Origin of the sequence: Pseudomonas pergaminensis, from assembly GCF_024112395.2 — a bacterium.
Classification (GTDB): Bacteria; Pseudomonadota; Gammaproteobacteria; order Pseudomonadales; family Pseudomonadaceae; genus Aquipseudomonas; species Aquipseudomonas pergaminensis.
On record NZ_CP078013.2, the window covers coordinates 4,902,407 to 4,920,546 of the forward strand.

The window sequence follows — 18,140 nt, forward strand, 5'->3', positions numbered from 1 at the left end:
CTGTATTTACTTTTGTACATACAGGATAGCGATATCACTCATTCTAGAAAACGCTACCAGACCAGCGGTCTCAGCCCTGCCGATAAGGCAGGGCTGCCCTCGCCTCCTCGGCATACGCCACGATCCCCACCCGCTCGCGCTCGAGGAAATCTTCCACGGCGTTCTTCAGTCCCGGATGGCGCAAGTAGTGCCAGGACCGCGTGATCACCGGTTCAAACCCGCGAATCAATTTGTGCTCGCCCTGTGCCCCCGCGTCGAAGCGTTGCAGGCCGTGGGCGATGGCGTAGTCCATGCCCTGGTAGAAGCAGGTTTCGAAGTGCAGGCGATCGAACTCTGCCAGGCAGCCCCAGTAGCGGCCGTAGAAGCTGTCGCCGCCGATCAGGCTGAAGGCCATGGCCACCGGGCGTGGGCCTTGTTTGGCCAGCACCACGCGGATCGCTTCGGGCATGCGCTCGGCCAGCAGGCTGAAAAACGCGCGGGTCAGGTAGGGCGACTGGCGGCGCACGGCGTAGGTGTTGGCGTAGCAGGCGTAGACAAAATCCCACTGGGCTTCGCTCAATTCATGGCCTTGCAGCCACTCGAAATCGATGCCCTGCCCCGCCACTTGTTCACGCTCTTTGCGCATCTGCTTGCGCTTGCGTGAACTCAATGCATCGAGGAAGTCCTGGAAGTCGCGGTAACCACGGTTCTGCCAGTGAAACTGACAACCCAGGCGCTGCAACCAGCCCGGTTGCTGGGCCAATGCAGCATCGGCCAGGTCATCGGTGAAGTTGATATGCGCGCTGGAAAGCCCTTCGATTTCCAGGTAACCCGGCAGGCTCTTGAGCAGCTCCAAGCCCTCATCGGCACTGGCGGCCAACAGGCGCGGCCCACTGACAGGGCTGAAGGGCACCGCCGTCAGCAGCTTGGGGTAATAGTCGATACCGGCCCGCTCACAGGCATCGGCCCAGCCGTGATCGAACACGTACTCGCCGTAGGAATGCCACTTGCGATAACTGGGCAAGGCCGCCACCAGCCGATCACCCTCCCAGTGCAATAAATGCTCCGGTTGCCAGCCCGATTGCGGGCCCAGGCTGGCGCTGTCTTCCAATGCGCTCAGGAACGCATGGCGCACAAACGGCTGGGCCTGTGGCACCAGTGAATCCCAGGCTTGCGGGGCGATCTCGGACAGGCTGTCCAGGCGTTGCAGCGGCATCGGCATCCTCACTACTTCAGGGCGTGAAAGCCTGGCGAGTATCGCTGATCGCCAGGCTTCGCACACCCCCGAATCGCGCGACAAGGCTCTAAACCAATAGTTCCTGACATAAATAATTTGTCATCTAGATGACATCACTTAGCCACTGCGCCGTCATAAACGATCGTGATACTGACGCCTGTTTTTAGAGCGCCTGGTTCTAGCAGGTGGTTATTTTTCCGTCCGTCATCGGTCGGTTGTGTCCTGGATGGTTTGCCATCCCTCCTCACTTTCGGAGATTGATATGCGTCTTGCTTCCACTAAAACTGCGGCGGTCCTGTGCGGCGGCCTGTTACTGGCCCTGAGCGTTCCGGCCAGCGCTGCAGTCGACGCTAAATTGCTCGACATGCTTAAGGCCAACGGCCAGATCACCGCGGCGCAGTACACTGAACTGCAAAGCGAATTGGCCAAAGACCAGAAAGAACAGCAGATCGCACGGCAAGCTCAACAAGAGACCAACGAACAGATCGCGGCCACCGCGAAGAAAACCAATGAGCTGAGCAGCTTCGACCAGAAGCTGGCCTGGGCCGCCAAGACTCAACTCAAGGGCGATGTGCGCTTCCGCCACGAAACCATCAAGATCGATGGCACCCCGAACAACGGCGGCAAGGACAAGGACCGTGAGCGTATCCGTGCTCGCCTGGGCGCCTACACCGAAATCAACTCGCAAGTCGACACCGGCATTCGTGTCGCCACCGGCAGCAGCGACGACGCGCGCTCCACCAACCAGGACCTGGATGGATACTTCAATAAGAAGTCGATCTGGCTGGACCTGGGCTACATCGACTACCACCCGACCCAAATCAAGAACCTGCACGTGATCGGCGGCAAGATGCTGCAACCGTGGGTCAGCATGGGCGACGTGATCTGGGACAGCGATATCAACCCGGAAGGCCTGGCACTGACCTACAAGTACCCACTGGGCAGCAGCGCCGAGCTGTTCGGCAGCTTGGGTAACTACAACCTCAAGGACAACGTCAACGGCGACGGCGTGCAATTTCGCAATGACCTGCGCATGACCGCCGGCCAGCTGGGGTCTCGTTTCTCGCTGACCGACAATCTGAAACTGACCCTGGGCGGCAGCGTCTACGCGTTCCAGAACGATGAAGACAGCCGTTGCCCGACAGCAACCGGCACCACCCCCGGCTGCCTGACCCCAGGCGAAACCGTGGCCAACACCACGGCCGGCAACGCCAGCGAGTACCGCCTGTATGAAGGCTTCAGCCAGGTCGACATCGGCGGGCTGGCAGTACCGTTGTCGTTCTACGGTCAGTACGTGCAAAACACCAAAGCCACCGATAAGGACAAGGACACTGCCTGGCTGCTCGGTGCCAAGTCCAAGGTCTTCGGCCTGAACCTGGACTACAACTACCGCGACGTGCAACGTTACGCGGTGGTGGGTGCCTTCACCGACTCGGACTTCGCCGGCGGCTTTACCGGCGCTCGGGGTCACAAGTTCAAAGTCGGTTACGACATCGACAAGAACTTTGCCATTGGCGCCACGTACTTCCTGACCAAAGCCGACTACGCCAGCGCCACCGGTTATCGCGATGCCAACGCCAATACCCTGCAGCTGGACGCAGAAGCCAAGTTCTAATAGTCAGTGTTGAAAGCCTCGGGCCAGGACGGCCCGGGGTGGCTGTAACAGTCTTGCGTGGGTGCAGCGGTCCCCATCATCCGTCCGGTCCACTCACGCGAGCCTGCTTAGTCCCCGCCTTTCTGATCCTTGAGCCGCTCGGCAGCCAGCCGCTGTGCCAAGGCATCCACGCCCTCAACCGGCTCCTCCGGCATGATCTTCAGGGTCGCCTGCATCAGGCGCATCTGGCGGATAAACCGGCGACAGTTCGGGCAGAACATCAAGTGATGACGCACCAACAGACGCTCGCGAAAGGTCAATTGCCCATCGAGATAGTCACTGGAACGTGCCACTTGTTCTTTACAGGTCAACATTCGCCCGTTTCCTCAAAATGCTCCACCGTGGCGAAGACTTTAAGCCGTGCCCGATGCAACAGCACACGGACATTGGAGAGCGACAGCGTCAGAAGATTACAGATCTCCTCCAACTCCAGGCCCTGGCGTTCACGCAGCACCAGCACGCTGCTTTGCAACTCCGACAGACTCAGCAACGTGTGCTCCAGGCATTTGCGCAGTTCATCCTCGGTCAGCAGGGCTTCCGGGGTGTCCTGGTGCCAGGCAAAAGGGGCGACGGCCCAGTGGCCATCGTCAGGGCTGAAACGGTCATCACCAATCGTGCCGTGGGGCGAAGGCAAATCATCAAGCAATACTTCGCGACGATTCTGCTTGTAGCGCCCCTTGGCGGCGTTGGCGGTAATGGTGAGCAGCCAGGTCTTGAGGCTGGAACGGCCTTCGAACCTGGCCAGGTTGCGCACCACCGACAGCCAGGCGTCCTGCACGACTTCGTCGGCATGGCGCTGGCCGACAATGGCATAGGCCACCGCCCGCATGGCGCTTTGGTAGGTGGTGACCAATTCCTTGTAGGCCCGCTGCTCACCCTTGAGCAGGCGTTCTAGCAGGTGCGCGTCGTCCGCTGCTGCCATGTCTACCTCAATCCCACTTTGGGAATGCAATCGATGTGGGAGCCGGCTTGCCTGCGAGGGCATCACCTTGGCCTGACTGAAAGACCGAGGTGCCTGCATCGCGGGCAAGCCCGGCTCCCACACTTGACGGTGTTAACCCGTTAGATCAGCGTTTGCGCAGAATCACGCTGCCGATCGAGTAGCCCGCACCAAACGAACTGAGTACCGCCACGGAGCCTTTGGGCAAGTCATCCTGGTAGGTGTGGAATGCAATCACCGAACCCGCCGAGCTGGTATTGGCGTAGGTGTCGAGGATCACCGGCGCTTCTTCCACCGACGCTTCGCGGCCCATCAGTTTCTTCACGATCAGGTGGTTCATGCTCAGGTTGGCCTGGTGCAGCCAGAAGCGCTTCACATCGGCCACGTTCAACTGGTTCTCTTCCAGGTGCACGCCGATCAGCTCGGCCACCATCGGGCATACGTCGCGGAACACTTTGCGGCCTTCCTGTACGAACAGTTTGTCCGGCGCGCCGATGCCCTCTTCCGCGGTGCGGTTGAGAAAGCCAAAGTTGTTGCGGATGTTATTGGAGAATTTGGTCAGCAGCTTGGTGCTCACCACGTCGAATTGATGCTCGGACGTCGCCAGGTCGGCGCGCTCGAGGACCACGGCGGTGGCCGCATCACCAAAGATGAAGTGGCTGTCGCGGTCGCGGAAGTTCAGGTGACCGGTGCAGACCTCCGGGTTGACCATCAAAATCGCACGCGCCTGGCCCAGCTGGATGCTGTTGGCGGCGTTCTGGATGCCGAAGGTGGCCGACGAGCACGCCACGTTCATGTCAAAACCGAACCCTTCGATGCCCAGGGCTTCCTGGACCTCAATGGCGATGGCCGGGTAGGCGCGCTGCAAGTTGGAGCAGGCGACGATCACACCGTCGATGTCGGCGGCGGTCTTGCCAGCGCGTTGCAAGGCTTGTTCGGCGGCGCCGACGGCCATCTGACAGAGCACCGACCACTCGTCGTTGCTGCGCTCGGGCAGGCGCGGGGCCATGCGCTGCGGGTCGAGAATGCCGTCTTTGTCCATCACGAAGCGGCTCTTGATGCCCGAGGCTTTTTCGATGAAGGCTGCGCTGGATTCGGTCAGCGCCTGCACGTCACCGCGCTCGATGGCGGCGGCGTTATCGGTGTTGAACTGATGCACGTAAGCATTGAAAGACTGCACCAGCTCTTCGTTGGAGATGCTGTTGGCCGGGGTGTACAGGCCAGTGCCGCTGATGACGACGTTATGCACGGTCGTTCCTCTAAATCTGTCAGGCAGAAGATATTGGTACCGTCGTACCAAACTATAAGTAGTCCGATTCCGCACCGCGGACACCAAACTGGCATCGCTTTATTCCATCGCGTCGCAGCCCTTCACGACGATCCCGGCATTTATAACCGCGAAGTTTGCCACAAACCCCAAGATTTGGCGCCATATGCCAGCTAAACACCCATGTCGCAGGTGTACGCCCCACTCTGTGGTGAGCGAGCTTGCTCGCACTGGGGCGCAAAGCGCGCCTCTCTCACCTGCAAGCGAGAGTCTACTCAAACACCTCAGCGTCTGGATTAGGGCCGCTGCGCAGCCCAGCGCGAGCAAGCTCGCTCACCACATAGGAGCTACGGGGAGGTCAGGCTTCGACCAGGGTCCATTGCTTGCTCAAGCGTTTGTCGGAAATCGGCACTTTAGTGCCCAGTTGCTGGGCAAACAACGACACCCGATATTCCTCCAACCACCAACGGTAAAGTTCTAGCTGGGGGTCGCGCTTGCCTTCCTGGGCATGTTTTTTCAGGCGATTCTCGTACTGCGTCCACAAGCCTGCCAGCTCGCCGCTCCACACCCGATCTTTTTGCACTTGGCCGGGCAGTTTCTCCAGGCGCAACTCGATGGCCTTGAGGTAACGCGGCAACTCCTTGAACCATTGCGACGGGGTTTCGCGCACAAACCCTGGGTACACCAGGTTGCTCACCTGCTGCTTGATGTCGTTCAAGGCCACAGCCTGGGCCAGGTCGATCTTGCCTTTGAAGCGCTTTTGCAGACCGTGCCAGAGTTTCAGTACCTCCAGGGTCAAGCGCGCCAGGCGCTCGGCGTGTTCGGTCCAACTGCCGCGCTTGCGCTCGGCCAAGGCGGCCAGACCCGCGCCGTCACGCGGCAGGTTGGCTTCACCTTCGAGCACACAGGTGTCGAGGCTGGCCAGCAGGATGTCTTCCACCAGCGCATCGATGCGCCCCAGTTCGCGGTACATCAGGCCCAATTCGGTCAGGCCCGGCAACTTGCCGCGCAGGAATTTCGCCGGTTCCGCCAGTTGCTGCATCAGCAGGCGCTGCAACGCGCGGCGATGCTGGAATTCCGCCTCGGCGGCGGTGGAGAAGCGCCCTTCCTTGACCGTGCCGTTGTCTTCCACCAGCGCCGGATACACCGTCATCGACAGCCCGGCAATCTTCTGCTGAGTCTTTTCCGCCACCGCCGCAAACACCTTGGCTTCCACCGGCTGCTGGCTTTTCGCCGTCTGCGGCACCGCCAACGCGGCCTGGCTGGCCTCGGCAAACCGCGCCGTCAGTTCGGCCAGGTCGCGGCCTTCGCCAAGGAACTTGCCCTGGCCGTCGACGACTTCCAGGTTCATCTTCAGGTGGCTTTCGACCTGCTGCGCGGCTTCGGCCCAGGCTTCATCGCTGACCCGTGCCCCGGTCATGCGCAGCAATTCGCGGCCCAGCGCCTGGGGCAGCGAGCCCTGGCCGAATTCGATGCGTTGCAGCGCGGCTTTGACGAAGTCCGGCACCGGCACAAAATTCTTGCGCAGCGCCTTGGGCAGGTTGCGCACCAGGGCGATGCACTTGGCTTCGATCACCCCCGGCACCAGCCACTCCAGGCGCTCCGGCGGCAAGGCCGGCAGCAAGGGAGCCGGCACGCGCAGGGTCACGCCGTCACGCGGGTGGTTGGGTTCGAAGTGGTAACTCAAGGCCAGTTCCAGGTCGCCCAGGTGCAGGGTGTCCGGGTAATGCGCGGCGGTGACTTCACTGGCTTCGCGGGCCAGCACGTCTTCCTCGCGCATGATCAGCAGTTGCGGGTCTTTCTGGCTGTTGACCTTGTACCAGCTGTCGAAGGTCGCAGTCTGGTGGATCTCCGCCGGCAAGCGCGCATCGTAGAAGGCGAACAGGGTTTCTTCATCGGCCAGGATGTCGCGACGGCGCGCCTTGGCTTCCAGTTCGTCGAGCTGCTCCAGCAACTGCTGGTTGGCCGTGAGGCACTTGGCCCGCGACTGGATCTCGCCACGCACCAGGCCTTCGCGGATAAACAGCTCGCGCGACACCGCCGGGTCAATCGGCCCGTAATGCACTGGCCGGCGTCCGACCACAATCAGCCCGAACAGGGTGATCTGTTCAAAGGCCACGACCTGGCCGCGCTTCTTCTCCCAGTGCGGTTCGAAGTGGTTTTTCTTGATCAGGTGCCCGGCCAGCGGTTCGATCCAATCGGCATCGATCTTGGCGACCATGCGCGCGTAGAGCTTGGTGGTTTCCACCAGTTCGGCGGTCATCAGCCATTGCGGACGCTTCTTGCCGATGCCCGAGGACGGGTGGATCCAGAACCGCCGCTGGCGTGCGCCGAGGTAATCGCCGTCTTCGGTCTTCTGGCCGATCTGGCTGAGCAGGCCGGATAACACCGCCTTGTGCAGTTTCGGAAAGTCCGCCGGCTCTTTGTTGACCGTCAACTGCATGTCGCGGCAGATCAGGCTCAACTGGCGATGGGAATCACGCCACTCGCGCAGGCGCAGGTAGTTGAGGAAGTTCTTGCGACACCAGTTACGCAACGGGCTGGCCGTCAGTTCCTGGCGCTGCTCTTCGAAACCGCGCCACAGATTGACCAGGCCGGCGAAATCCGAATCCGGGTCTTTCCACTGTGCGTGGGCTTGGTCAGCAGCCTGCTGACGTTCCGGCGGACGCTCGCGCGGGTCCTGGATCGACATGGCGCTGGCAACGATCAGCACTTCCTGCAGGCTGCCGAGCTTGGCGGCTTCGAGCAACATGCGGCCCATGCGCGGGTCCACCGGCAGGCGCGCCAACTGGCGGCCCAACGGCGTGAGCTGGCTGTTGCGGTCGACCGCCGAAAGCTCTTGCAGCAGGTTGAAACCGTCGCTGATGGCCTTGCCATCCGGCGGCTCGATAAACGGGAAATCGGTGATCTCGCCAAGGCGCAGGTGCAGCATCTGCAGGATCACGGCGGCGAGGTTGGTGCGCAGGATCTCCGGGTCGGTAAATTCCGGACGGCCGATAAAATCTTCTTCGCTGTACAAGCGGATGCAGATGCCCGGCTCGACCCGGCCACAACGGCCTTTACGCTGATTGGCGCTGGCCTGGGAAATCGCCTCGATCGGCAGGCGCTGCACTTTGGCGCGGTAGCTGTAGCGGCTGATGCGCGCGGTGCCGCTGTCGATCACATAACGAATGCCCGGCACGGTCAGCGAGGTTTCCGCGACGTTGGTCGCCAGCACCACGCGCCGGCCCGGGTGGGACTGGAAAATGCGCTGCTGTTCGGCCGGCGACAGGCGCGCGTACAGCGGCAGGATTTCGGTGTGCTTGAGCTGAGCCTTGCGCAGCATGTCGGCGGCGTCGCGAATCTCGCGCTCGCCCGGCAAGAACACCAGCACATCGCCGGGGCTGCGGCGCTCGCTGCGCTCGTAGGCGCCGATTTCATCGAGAGCGGCAAGGATCGCCTGGTCGACCGTCAAGTCGTCCTCGACGCGGTTGCCCTCTTCGTCCTGCTCCAGGGTCAGCGGGCGGTACCAGGTGTCCACCGGGAAGGTGCGGCCCGAGACCTCGACAATCGGCGCATCGTCGAAGTGCTTGGAGAAGCGCTCCAGGTCGATGGTTGCCGAAGTGATGATGACTTTCAGGTCCGGGCGACGCGGCAGCAGGGTTTTCAGGTAGCCCAGCAGGAAGTCGATGTTCAGGCTGCGTTCGTGGGCTTCGTCGACGATGATCGTGTCGTAGCGTTCCAGGTAGCGATCGTTCTGGGTTTCTGCCAGCAGGATGCCGTCGGTCATCAGCTTGATCAGCGTATTGGAATCGCTTTGGTCTTCGAACCGCACCTGATAGCCGACCAGCGCGCCCAACGGCGTCGCCAGCTCTTCGGCAACCCGGCTCGCCACGCTGCGCGCGGCAATCCGACGCGGCTGGGTATGGCCGATCAGGCCGAACTGGCCACGACCGATTTCCAGGCAGATCTTCGGCAACTGGGTGGTTTTACCCGAGCCGGTCTCACCGGCGATGATCAGCACCTGGTGCTTGTTCAGTGCCTCTTTGATTTCATCGCGCTTGGCCGCAATCGGCAGGCTGTCGTCGTAGCGGATCACCGGCAGGCTGGCACGCCGCGCCGTGACCTGGGCACAGGATGCCTGCATGCGCGCCACCCACTGCGCCAGCTTTTCCTCGTCGGGCTTCTTGCGCAACTCAAGCAGCTGCCGCCGCAAGCGGTGGCGGTCGGCGAGCATGGCGTGATCGAGGGTTTTGAGCAGTTGGTCGATAGTGGGCGCTTGGTCAGTCATCAGGTACGCAGGGGTCGTCTATATATGCAGGGGGCGGATTGTCGCAGAAAACCGCCCATAAGCGTGCCCCCTCATTCGTTATCGCGGTCCTTGCGCCGGTACGGGAACACATCAATGACCTTGCCGGCGCGAATCGCGTCTTGCAGCCCCTTCCAGTAATCGGCGTTGTATAACTCGCCATGCAGTTCGTCGAACAGCTTGCGCTGGCCGGCGTCGGCGAACAGGAACGGCGGGAATTCCTCGGGGAATACATCCAGCGGGCCGATGGAGTACCAGGGCTCGGAGGCCATTTCGTCCTCGGGGGTACGCGGTGCCGGGATATGGCGGAAGTTGGCCTCGGTGAGAAAGCAGATTTCATCATAGTCGTAGAACACCACGCGGCCATGACGGGTGACGCCGAAGTTCTTCAGCAACATGTCGCCAGGGAAGATATTGGCCGCCGCCAGTTGCTTGATTGCCAGGCCGTAGTCTTCCAGGGCCTCGCGTACCTGGGCGGGGTTGGCGTTGTCGAGGTAGAGGTTGAGCGGGGTCATGCGCCGTTCGGTCCAGCAGTGGCGGATCAGCACTGTGTCGCCTTCTACCTCGACGGTGCCGGCGGCCACTTCCAGCAGCTCAGCCAGGCACTCCGGTTCGAACTTGCTCAGGGGAAAACGGAAGTCGGCGAACTCCTGGGTGTCGGCCATGCGCCCGACCCGGTCGACGCTTTTGACCAAGCGGTACTTCTCGATCACCGTGGCGCGGTTGACGTTTTTCGACGGTGAAAACCGGTCCTTGATGATCTTGAACACCGTATTGAAGCCCGGCAGGGTGAACACGCTCATCACCATGCCGCGCACGCCAGGGGCCATGATGAACTGATCGTCGGTGGTCGCCAGGTGGTTGATCAGGGCGCGGTAGAACTCCGACTTGCCGTGCTTGTAGAAACCGATGGAGGTGTACAACTCGGCGATGTGCTTGCCCGGCAGGATGCGCTTGAGAAAGCCGATGAACTCCGCCGGCACCGGTACATCGACCATGAAGTAGGAACGGGTGAACGAGAAGATGATCGACACATCGGCTTCGTCGGTGATCAGCGCATCGATCTGGATGCCCTGCCCTTCGCGGTGCAGCAGCGGGATGACCAGCGGCCATTGTTCGTCGCGGGTGTAGATGCGTCCTACGAGGTACGCGCCTTTATTACGGTAGAGCACCGAAGAAAACAGCTCGACCTTGAGGTCCGGGTCCTTGCACACCCAGTCCGGCAGGTTTTCCCGCAGTTGAGTTTCGAGGCGGCGCAGGTCGGCGGCCAGGTCGGCGTAGGGTTCGCTGAAACGGTAGTCGGCAAAGACCTGCACGAGCATGTCCGGGATTTTCCCGGCGGGTGTGTAGGTGCGCGTCTGCGCAGCCCGTGCGCGGCGCAGGCTGGGCCGGGTGGTGTGGATAAACATGCAGCCGTCGCTGATCAGGTCGTGGCTGAACAGCCCGCAGAAGATCGAGTTGTACCAGGTCTCGGAGAGTTCATCGTCGAAGCGCAGGTCGATCAGGCCGATGTAAGCGCTTTTCACCACGGGCCACAGGTCGATATCAAGCAGTGTGGCGCCTTCGAAATGCTCACGCAGGCGCGCGGTCACTTCACTGACCTTTTCTTCATAGAGGTTGATGCGTGCAGCCGACGCCGCCTGCCCCTGCTGCCACTGGGCCTTCTCGAAACGCTCGCGGGCGCCATCGGTGATCTGGCGAAAATGCTCACGGTAATCGTCGAAGCCATCAAGGATCATCTGGGCGATAGCGAGGGCGGACTGCGACATGCGGGAAACCTCTACGGGTATCTGGAAGCCCTGAGCTTAGCCAGTGTACGCAGGCAGGAGAAGGCTCATTTTTTGCGCCGCCTTGTACAACTTCGTTCATTTCGTACATTTACTTTCAATTTATTTAATTCGACCATACGGTCAATAAAAGCACCGTTAGGTCCTACGCTGTTTTATCTGCCCCCCTGTAAAGGCGGGGTCTGGCCGCATTAACAAGCGAATCCGGGCGTCACGCTGGTGCTGACGACACACGCCGGGCTTTGGATCCAACTAAGGGAAACCCTGATTACCACCTTAATGGCACTTTGATATATAGCGCGCCCTCTCCCAGCCTAACAAGGTCAAAAGACCGATCCGGGAACAGGTTCTAATCGCCCAAGGAGCATTGAGATGTCATTGAGGAATATGAGGATCGGTCTGCGTGCCAGTCTGAGTTTTGGGGTTTTGGCCAGCTTGCTGGTGATTGTGGGACTGTTTGGCCTGGGCCAGATGGCCAAGCTGCGACAAAGCGCGCTGGTCATCGAAGAATCGTGGATGCCAAGCATCGAGAACATCCACGACAGCGCCACCTATGTGGCCAGTATCCGCCTGGAAGCGTTGCGCCTGGCCACCACGGACGAATCGCGGATTCGCGACAACAGCAAAGCCCTGATCACCCACCAGCGCGCCGAGCTGCAAACCCTGCTGGACCATCACAAAACCCTGCTCAGCGGCGATGCGGAGCGCGATCTGCTCAAGCAACTCGAAGGTAATGTGAACACTTACCTGACCCTCGTCGGGCAGATCGTGGCCTTGGTCGACAAGGATCAACAACAAGACGCCATCGACCTGCTCAACAGTCGCGTCGCGCCGCAGGGTGTGATCCTCAACAAGAGCCTGGAGGACATGATTGTCTTCAACCAGAACGGTGTGGAAACCGCCGTGGACTCCGCCGCGCAAACTTACGCCAGTGCCCAGTGGATCGTGGGCCTGATTATCGTGTTTGCACTGATCGCCACCTTGCTGCTGGCCTGGCTGCTGACCCGCAGCATCACCGCCCCGCTCGGCCAGGCACTGACGGTGGCGCGCACCATTGCCGGTGGCGACTTGAGCCAGCCGATCACCGTCGGCGGCAAGGACGAACCGGCGCAATTGCTCACCGCCCTGGCCACTATGCAGACGCAGTTGCAGGGCACCATCCGTGGCATCAGCGAATCAGCGCAACAGCTGGCTTCGGCCGCCGAAGAGATGAGCTCGGTAATGGAACAAAGCACCCGCGGCTTGCAGGCGCAGAACGATGAGATCGAACAGGCCGCTACTGCCGTGACCGAAATGAGCGCGGCCGTGGACGAAGTGGCAGGCAATGCGGTGTCCAGCGCCGAGGCGTCCCAGGCTTCCGACGAGGACAGCAAGCACGGCCACTACCAGATCAGCGAAACCATCAGCTCGATCCAGAACCTGGTGGACGAAGTGCTCGGCGCCTCTAACAAGGCTGAAGGCCTGGCGGTGCAGGCCCAGGACATCAGCAAGGTGCTGGAAGTGATCCGTGGCATCGCTGGGCAGACCAACCTGCTGGCGCTCAACGCCGCCATCGAAGCGGCGCGCGCGGGTGAGGCCGGGCGTGGTTTCGCGGTGGTGGCCGATGAAGTGCGCTCCCTGGCGCAACGCACCCAGGACTCCACCGAAGAAATCGAGCAGATGATCACCGGTATCCAGCGCGGTACCCAAGACACCGTCGAAGCCCTGAACAGCAGTGCCGAGCACGCCGGCCAGACCTTGCAACGGGCCAACAGCGCCGGCAGCGCGCTGGAGAAAATCACCGCCGCGATCTCGCAGATCAGTCAGCGCAACCTGGTGATCGCCAGCGCCGCCGAGCAACAGGCGCTGGTGGCACGGGATGTGGACCGCAGCCTGGTGAACATCCGCGATCTGTCCACCCAGACCGCCGCTGGCGCTACCCAGACCTCGGCCGCCAGCCAGGAACTGTCACGCTTGGCGGTGGACCTGAATGGGCTGGTGACGCGGTTTGTCCTGTAATCAGTGAAAGCGGCGTGCAACACTCGCCGCCTGATTGCTATGGGAGTGTTCCGTGAGACCTGTCGACACCTTGTACTTACTGGGGCTCGCCGCCATTTGGGGCGCGAGTTTCCTGTTCATGCGCATCATCGCGCCGGAGATCGGCACGGTCCCGACGGCGTTTTTCCGCGTATCGATTGCCGCCGCCGGGTTGCTGGTGATGTTGGCGATGATGCGGGTGAGCTGGGATTTCCAGGGCAAGTTCAAGACGGTGTTGCTGCTGGGGGTGATCAACTCCGGAATCCCGGCGACCATGTATTCGGTGGCCGCCCAAGTGCTGCCGGCGGGTTACTCGGCGATCTTCAACGCCACCACGCCGTTGATGGGCGTGTTGATTGGCGGGCTGTTTTTCAGTGAGCGCCTGACGCCGTCGAAAGTCGCCGGGGTATGCCTGGGCCTGCTGGGGGTGGGCGTGCTCACCCGCGCGGGCCCGGTGGCGTTTGACCTGGCGTTGTTGATGGGCGCGCTGGCCTGCTTGCTGGCGACCACCTGTTATGGCTTTGCCGGGTTTCTGGCGCGGCGCTGGCTGGATCAGCGCGGCGGTCTGGACAGCCGCCTGTCGGCCCTGGGCAGCATGCTCGGCGCCACCCTGTTCCTGTTGCCGTTCTTTGCCTACAGCGCGATCAGCCAGCCGCCCGCCAGTTGGGGTGGGTGGCAGGTGTGGTTGTCGCTGCTGGGGTTGGGACTGGTGTGCACGGCGTTTGCCTACATCCTGTACTTCCGGTTGCTGACGTCCATTGGGCCGGTGAAGTCGATGACCGTGACCTTCATGATTCCGCCGTTTGGCGCGCTGTGGGGCGCTTTGCTGCTGGATGAACCATTGTCGATGGCGCATGTGTATGGCGGGGTGTTGATCGCAGGGGCGTTGTGGTTGGTGTTGCGGCCGAAAAAAATCCTGTAGGAGCCCGGCTTGCCGGCGATGGCGCTCTTACCGGCGCTATCGCCGGCAAGCCGGGCTCCACAGGGGGTGGTGGTATTAGATTTTGCGGAAGACGAACACCAAGCCGATGATGATCAACCCCATCCCCAGCAGGCTCAGCATCGCGAGCGTGTTGCCAAAGATCAGGTAATCCATCACCGCCGTCACCGCCGGCACCAGGTAAAACAGACTGGTGACATTCACCAGGTTGCCCCGGGCGATCAGACGGTACAGCAACAGCGTGGCCAGCAATGACACCACCAGCCCCATCCACAGCACCGGCAGATAAAAGCTGCTGCTGTGTTCAAAGTGGAACGGCTGGAAGGGCACAAACACCGCACACAGCAGCAGGCCCGCGAGGTACTGCACCGGGAGCGTGCCCAAAGGATTGTCGGTGATGCGCTTCTGCATGATCGAGCCAAAGGTCATGCTCGCCAGGGCCAGCAGGCCGAACAGCATGCCCGCCAAGGACAGACCGGACACACCGATACCCTGGTAGACCACCATGATCAGCCCCGCCAACCCAAGGCCCAGGCCGAACAGGCGACTGAACGAGCGCTGACGCTCCATCAGCACCACGGTGAGGATCGGCTGTACGCCCATGATGGTTGCCATTACGCCAGGGGTGACTTTGAGGTCCAGGGCCAGCAAGTAAAAAATCTGATAGGCCCCCAACAACACCAAACCCGTGGCTGCTGCGTACAGCATCGGCTGGCCGGTACGCGGCAGTTTCAGCTTGAGGAGCGGTACCAGCACCACCAGGCCCACCAGCGCGATGGCAAAGCGCAACAACAGAAAAGCGAAGGGTGACGCGTGGGCCAGGCCCCATTTGGAGAAGATCGCCCCGCTGCTCCACAGCAGGACAAACAGGCTCGTCGAGGCCGCCGCGGCCACGGATTGTTTCGAAAGAACAGACATGGTTACCACCTGTAATCAGGCAAAAAAAGCCGACTCAGCGTTTGCTGAAATTCAGTAGGTTTTTTGGGGCAGGCAGAGGGGAACCAGCAATTCGCTGATCAGCCCCAAATGCCAACACCCGGCGGTGATACGACTGCATGCACCGGCGTGCTACTGACAGGTGGGGGGTAGTGACTGATCTGCGCAGGCTGCTTGTCCGCGCACGGCACGACCACAGCGTTGACCGCTGAATCGACTACCGCTATGCGCTGGAGAGCTGGCATGGGCTGATCTTGTGTGAAGGGATGAAGAGGTTCGGACTATAACCATCCGCTGACACGTTTTGCAATCACCCTGGGTGGAGGAGTTTTCATGCAGGCCCTGCAGGACGGGTCGCTATAATGCCGCCAAGTTTTTTCCAAGGATTTCCCATGATCGCATTGCCCTGGCTGTACCTGGTGCTTCTCTCCATTGGCTACCTGCTGGCCCTGATCTACGGGCAACTGGGAGCGCTGGCAGGGGTTTCCGTCGCCCTGCTGTTGCTGGCCGGGTACGCCGTGCGCCAGCAACGCACGCCTTGGGCGCGTTACGTCGGGCACGGTTTGTTCATGGTGCTGGCCCTGAGCCTGGCGATGCATTGGCTGCCGGGTTTCTACAATGGGCGCGGCATTGCCCCGCAGCGTTTCACCGAGGATGCCGTGCCTTTCTCGATGTACCTGAACCAGGATAAGCCGCTGATTGGCTTCTGGCTGTTGCTGGCCTGCCCGTGGATCGTGGCGCGGCGCAGCCTGCGCCTGGCGATCTGCGTGGCCGCCCTGGCCCTGACCCTCACCGCCATCGCCGCCCTGGGCGGTGCAGCCTTGCTGGGCATGATCACCTGGGCGCCGAAATGGCCAGAACAGGCCTGGCTGTGGGTACTCAATAACCTGCTGTTGGTGACGCTGGTCGAAGAAGCCCTGTTCCGTGGCTACGTCCAGGGCGGCTTGAGCCAGCGCTTCAAACACCTGCCTTACGGCGACAACCTTGCGTTGCTGCTAGCCTCGCTGCTGTTCGGCCTGGTGCATATCAGCGCGGGCTGGCACTGGGTGCTGCTGGCGAGCATCGCCGGGGTGGGGTATGGCTTGGCGTATCGCTTTGGTGGCTTGGGGGCGGCAGTGGCCACGCACTTTGGTTTGAATCTGCTTCACTTCGGGTTGTTTACCTACCCGATGCTGGCCGGTTGATTGTTGCAAAAATAAGTTAAATAAACCGCCGTTCGTGCCGATACCCCTTGAAAGCCTTGCGGATTGAACAATCATGCGTAATAACCAACCCGTTACCCAGCGCGAACGTACCTTCCCCGCTCAGCAACGGTTGATCTCCACCACAGATGCCAAAGGCGTGATCACCTACTGCAACGACGCCTTCGTCGAGATCAGTGGGTTCTCCCGCGACGAACTGGTGCGTGCGCCGCACAACCTGGTGCGTCACCCGGATGTTCCGGCGGCGGTGTTCGCGCACATGTGGTCCACGCTCAAACAAGGCTTGCCATGGATGGGCATTGTCAAGAACCGCTGCAAGACCGGCGACCACTACTGGGTTAACGCCTACGTGACGCCGGTTTTCGAAGGCAACCAGGTGGTCGGCTACGAATCGGTGCGCATCAAGCCCACCGCCGAGCAGATTCGCCGGGCCGAAGCACTCTATCAGCGCATCAACCAGGGCAAGTCGGCGATCCCGCAGCGGGACAAGTGGCTGCCGGTGTTGCAGGACTGGCTGCCATTTATCCTGGTGAGCCAGTTGAGCTTCATGATCGGCGCATCGCTCAATTCCCACTGGGGCTTCGCCCTGGCGGCGGGGCTGTCGGTGCCGTTGGGCCTGCTGGGCCTGAGTTGGCAGCAGCGCGGCCTCAAGCGCCTGCTGCGCCTGGCGGAGCAGACCACGTCCGACCCGCTGATCGCACAAATGTACACCGACAGCCGTGGCGCCCAGGCGCGTTTGGAGATGTCGATCCTCAGCCAGGAAGCACGCCTGAAGACGTGCCTTACGCGCTTGCAGGACACTGCCGAACACCTCAACGACCAGGCGGCGCAGTCCAACACCCTGGCGCATAACAGCTCCAGCGGCCTGGAACGCCAGCGCGTGGAAACCGAACAGGTGGCCACGGCGGTCAACCAGATGGCAGCTACCACCCAGGAAGTCGCCAGCCACGTGCAACGCACCGCCGATGCCACCCAGGAAGCCAACCGCCTGACCGGTCGCGGCCGCGATATCGCCGGGGAAACCCGCGAAGCGATCCAGCGCCTGTCAATGGCCGTCGGCGAGACCGGCGTGACCGTCACCCAACTGGCCAAGGACAGCGATGAAATCGGCGGCGTGGTCGATGTGATCAAAGGCATTGCCGACCAGACCAACCTGTTGGCGCTCAACGCGGCCATCGAAGCGGCGCGTGCCGGTGAGATGGGCCGTGGTTTTGCGGTCGTCGCTGACGAAGTCCGTCAACTGGCGCAGCGCACTGCCGAATCGACCGGGCAGATCCATGCCCTGATCGCCAAGCTGCAACAGACTGCCGCCGCCGCCGTGCAAACCATGGACGCCGGGCACCGCCAGGCCGAAGAAGGCGTGGCGCGGGTGATGGAGGCGGACCAGGCGTTGGTGGGCATCAGTGAAGCGGTGGCACATATCACCGACATGACCACGCAGATCGCCGCTGCCACCGAAGAGCAAAGCTCGGTGGCCGAAGAGATCAGCCGCAACATCAGCACCATTGCGCTGCTGGCAGACCAGACGTCAGAGCAGGCGTTGAATTCGGCGCAACTGAGTGAAGAGCTGACGCACACGGCGAATACCCAGTACTCACTGGTTGAGCGCTTTAACCGGTAAACCGCTATCGCAGGCAAGCCAGCTCCCACACTGGACTGTGTTCACACATTTTGATGGGTGAATACATTCAAATGTGGGAGCTGGCGAGCCTGCGATAAGGCCCTAACAGCCGCAGAGAAACCTGGCGACCTTCATTGCGCTGTTGGCGGGCCAGACGTCTGAGCAGGCGTTGAATTCGGCGCAACTGAGTGAAGAGCTGACGCATACGGCGAATACCCAGTACTCACTGGTTGAGCGCTTTAACCGGTAAACCGCTATCGCCGGCAAGCCAGC

12 protein-coding genes and 1 pseudogene are annotated in these 18,140 nt (G+C 61.4%); 6 read left to right on the forward strand and 7 right to left on the reverse strand.

What is annotated here, in order from left to right; genetic code table 11:
• Positions 1-70: 70 nt before the first annotated feature.
• Entirely contained in the window at positions 71-1,195 is a 1,125-nt protein-coding gene (locus KUA23_RS22195) for a GNAT family N-acetyltransferase (RefSeq protein WP_252992849.1), read from the reverse strand.
• Between the two features lie 283 nt (positions 1,196-1,478).
• Here KUA23_RS22195 and KUA23_RS22200 point away from each other — a divergent pair, with 283 nt between their 5' ends.
• Complete coding sequence (locus KUA23_RS22200; protein ID WP_078049695.1) at positions 1,479-2,831, forward strand: putative porin; 1,353 nt, start codon at positions 1,479-1,481, stop codon at positions 2,829-2,831.
• 107 nt (positions 2,832-2,938) lie between these two features.
• Here KUA23_RS22200 and KUA23_RS22205 read toward each other — a convergent pair whose 3' ends face one another.
• The 5 genes from KUA23_RS22205 to aceK form a co-directional block, all read right to left on the reverse strand.
• Positions 2,939-3,184 carry an anti-sigma factor family protein gene (locus tag KUA23_RS22205; protein WP_078049696.1) on the reverse strand — a complete coding sequence of 82 codons (246 nt, stop codon included), beginning with the start codon at positions 3,182-3,184 and terminating at the stop codon, positions 2,939-2,941.
• Positions 3,178-3,792 (reverse strand): RNA polymerase sigma factor, encoded by a 615-nt coding sequence (locus tag KUA23_RS22210; protein WP_252992850.1) that lies wholly within the window; start codon positions 3,790-3,792, stop codon positions 3,178-3,180. Before KUA23_RS22210 ends, KUA23_RS22205 begins: the two co-directional genes overlap by 7 nt.
• A gap of 145 nt (positions 3,793-3,937) precedes the next feature.
• Positions 3,938-5,059 carry a beta-ketoacyl-ACP synthase III gene (locus KUA23_RS22215; RefSeq protein WP_252992851.1) on the reverse strand — a complete coding sequence of 374 codons (1,122 nt, stop codon included), beginning with the start codon at positions 5,057-5,059 and terminating at the stop codon, positions 3,938-3,940.
• A 376-nt stretch (positions 5,060-5,435) separates the two neighbouring features.
• On the reverse strand, positions 5,436-9,347 hold the full coding sequence (gene hrpA / locus KUA23_RS22220; protein ID WP_252992852.1) for an ATP-dependent RNA helicase HrpA: 3,912 nt from the start codon (positions 9,345-9,347) through the stop codon (positions 5,436-5,438).
• 71 nt (positions 9,348-9,418) lie between these two features.
• Positions 9,419-11,134, reverse strand: a complete 1,716-nt coding sequence (aceK, locus tag KUA23_RS22225) for a bifunctional isocitrate dehydrogenase kinase/phosphatase (RefSeq protein WP_099493578.1) — start codon at positions 11,132-11,134, stop codon at positions 9,419-9,421.
• A gap of 405 nt (positions 11,135-11,539) precedes the next feature.
• Here aceK and KUA23_RS22230 point away from each other — a divergent pair, with 405 nt between their 5' ends.
• Entirely contained in the window at positions 11,540-13,150 is a 1,611-nt protein-coding gene (locus KUA23_RS22230) for a methyl-accepting chemotaxis protein (RefSeq protein ID WP_428847469.1), read from the forward strand.
• A 52-nt stretch (positions 13,151-13,202) separates the two neighbouring features.
• Positions 13,203-14,090 carry a DMT family transporter gene (locus tag KUA23_RS22235; protein WP_252992854.1) on the forward strand — a complete coding sequence of 296 codons (888 nt, stop codon included), beginning with the start codon at positions 13,203-13,205 and terminating at the stop codon, positions 14,088-14,090.
• A 75-nt stretch (positions 14,091-14,165) separates the two neighbouring features.
• On the opposite strand, the gene KUA23_RS22240 is transcribed toward KUA23_RS22235, so the two are convergent.
• Complete coding sequence (locus KUA23_RS22240; RefSeq protein WP_214498124.1) at positions 14,166-15,026, reverse strand: DMT family transporter; 861 nt, start codon at positions 15,024-15,026, stop codon at positions 14,166-14,168.
• A 410-nt stretch (positions 15,027-15,436) separates the two neighbouring features.
• On the opposite strand from KUA23_RS22240, the gene KUA23_RS22245 reads away from it, so the two are divergent.
• From KUA23_RS22245 to KUA23_RS30440, 3 genes and pseudogenes are all read left to right on the forward strand, one after another.
• Positions 15,437-16,228 (forward strand): CPBP family intramembrane glutamic endopeptidase, encoded by a 792-nt coding sequence (locus tag KUA23_RS22245; RefSeq protein WP_078049704.1) that lies wholly within the window; start codon positions 15,437-15,439, stop codon positions 16,226-16,228.
• A gap of 73 nt (positions 16,229-16,301) precedes the next feature.
• Positions 16,302-17,867, forward strand: coding sequence for a methyl-accepting chemotaxis protein (locus KUA23_RS22250; RefSeq protein ID WP_078049705.1), 1,566 nt, complete (start codon positions 16,302-16,304; stop codon positions 17,865-17,867).
• Between the two features lie 115 nt (positions 17,868-17,982).
• Positions 17,983-18,117 (forward strand): annotated as a pseudogene (locus KUA23_RS30440) (methyl-accepting chemotaxis protein); the annotation flags it as partial.
• Positions 18,118-18,140 lie beyond the last annotated feature (23 nt).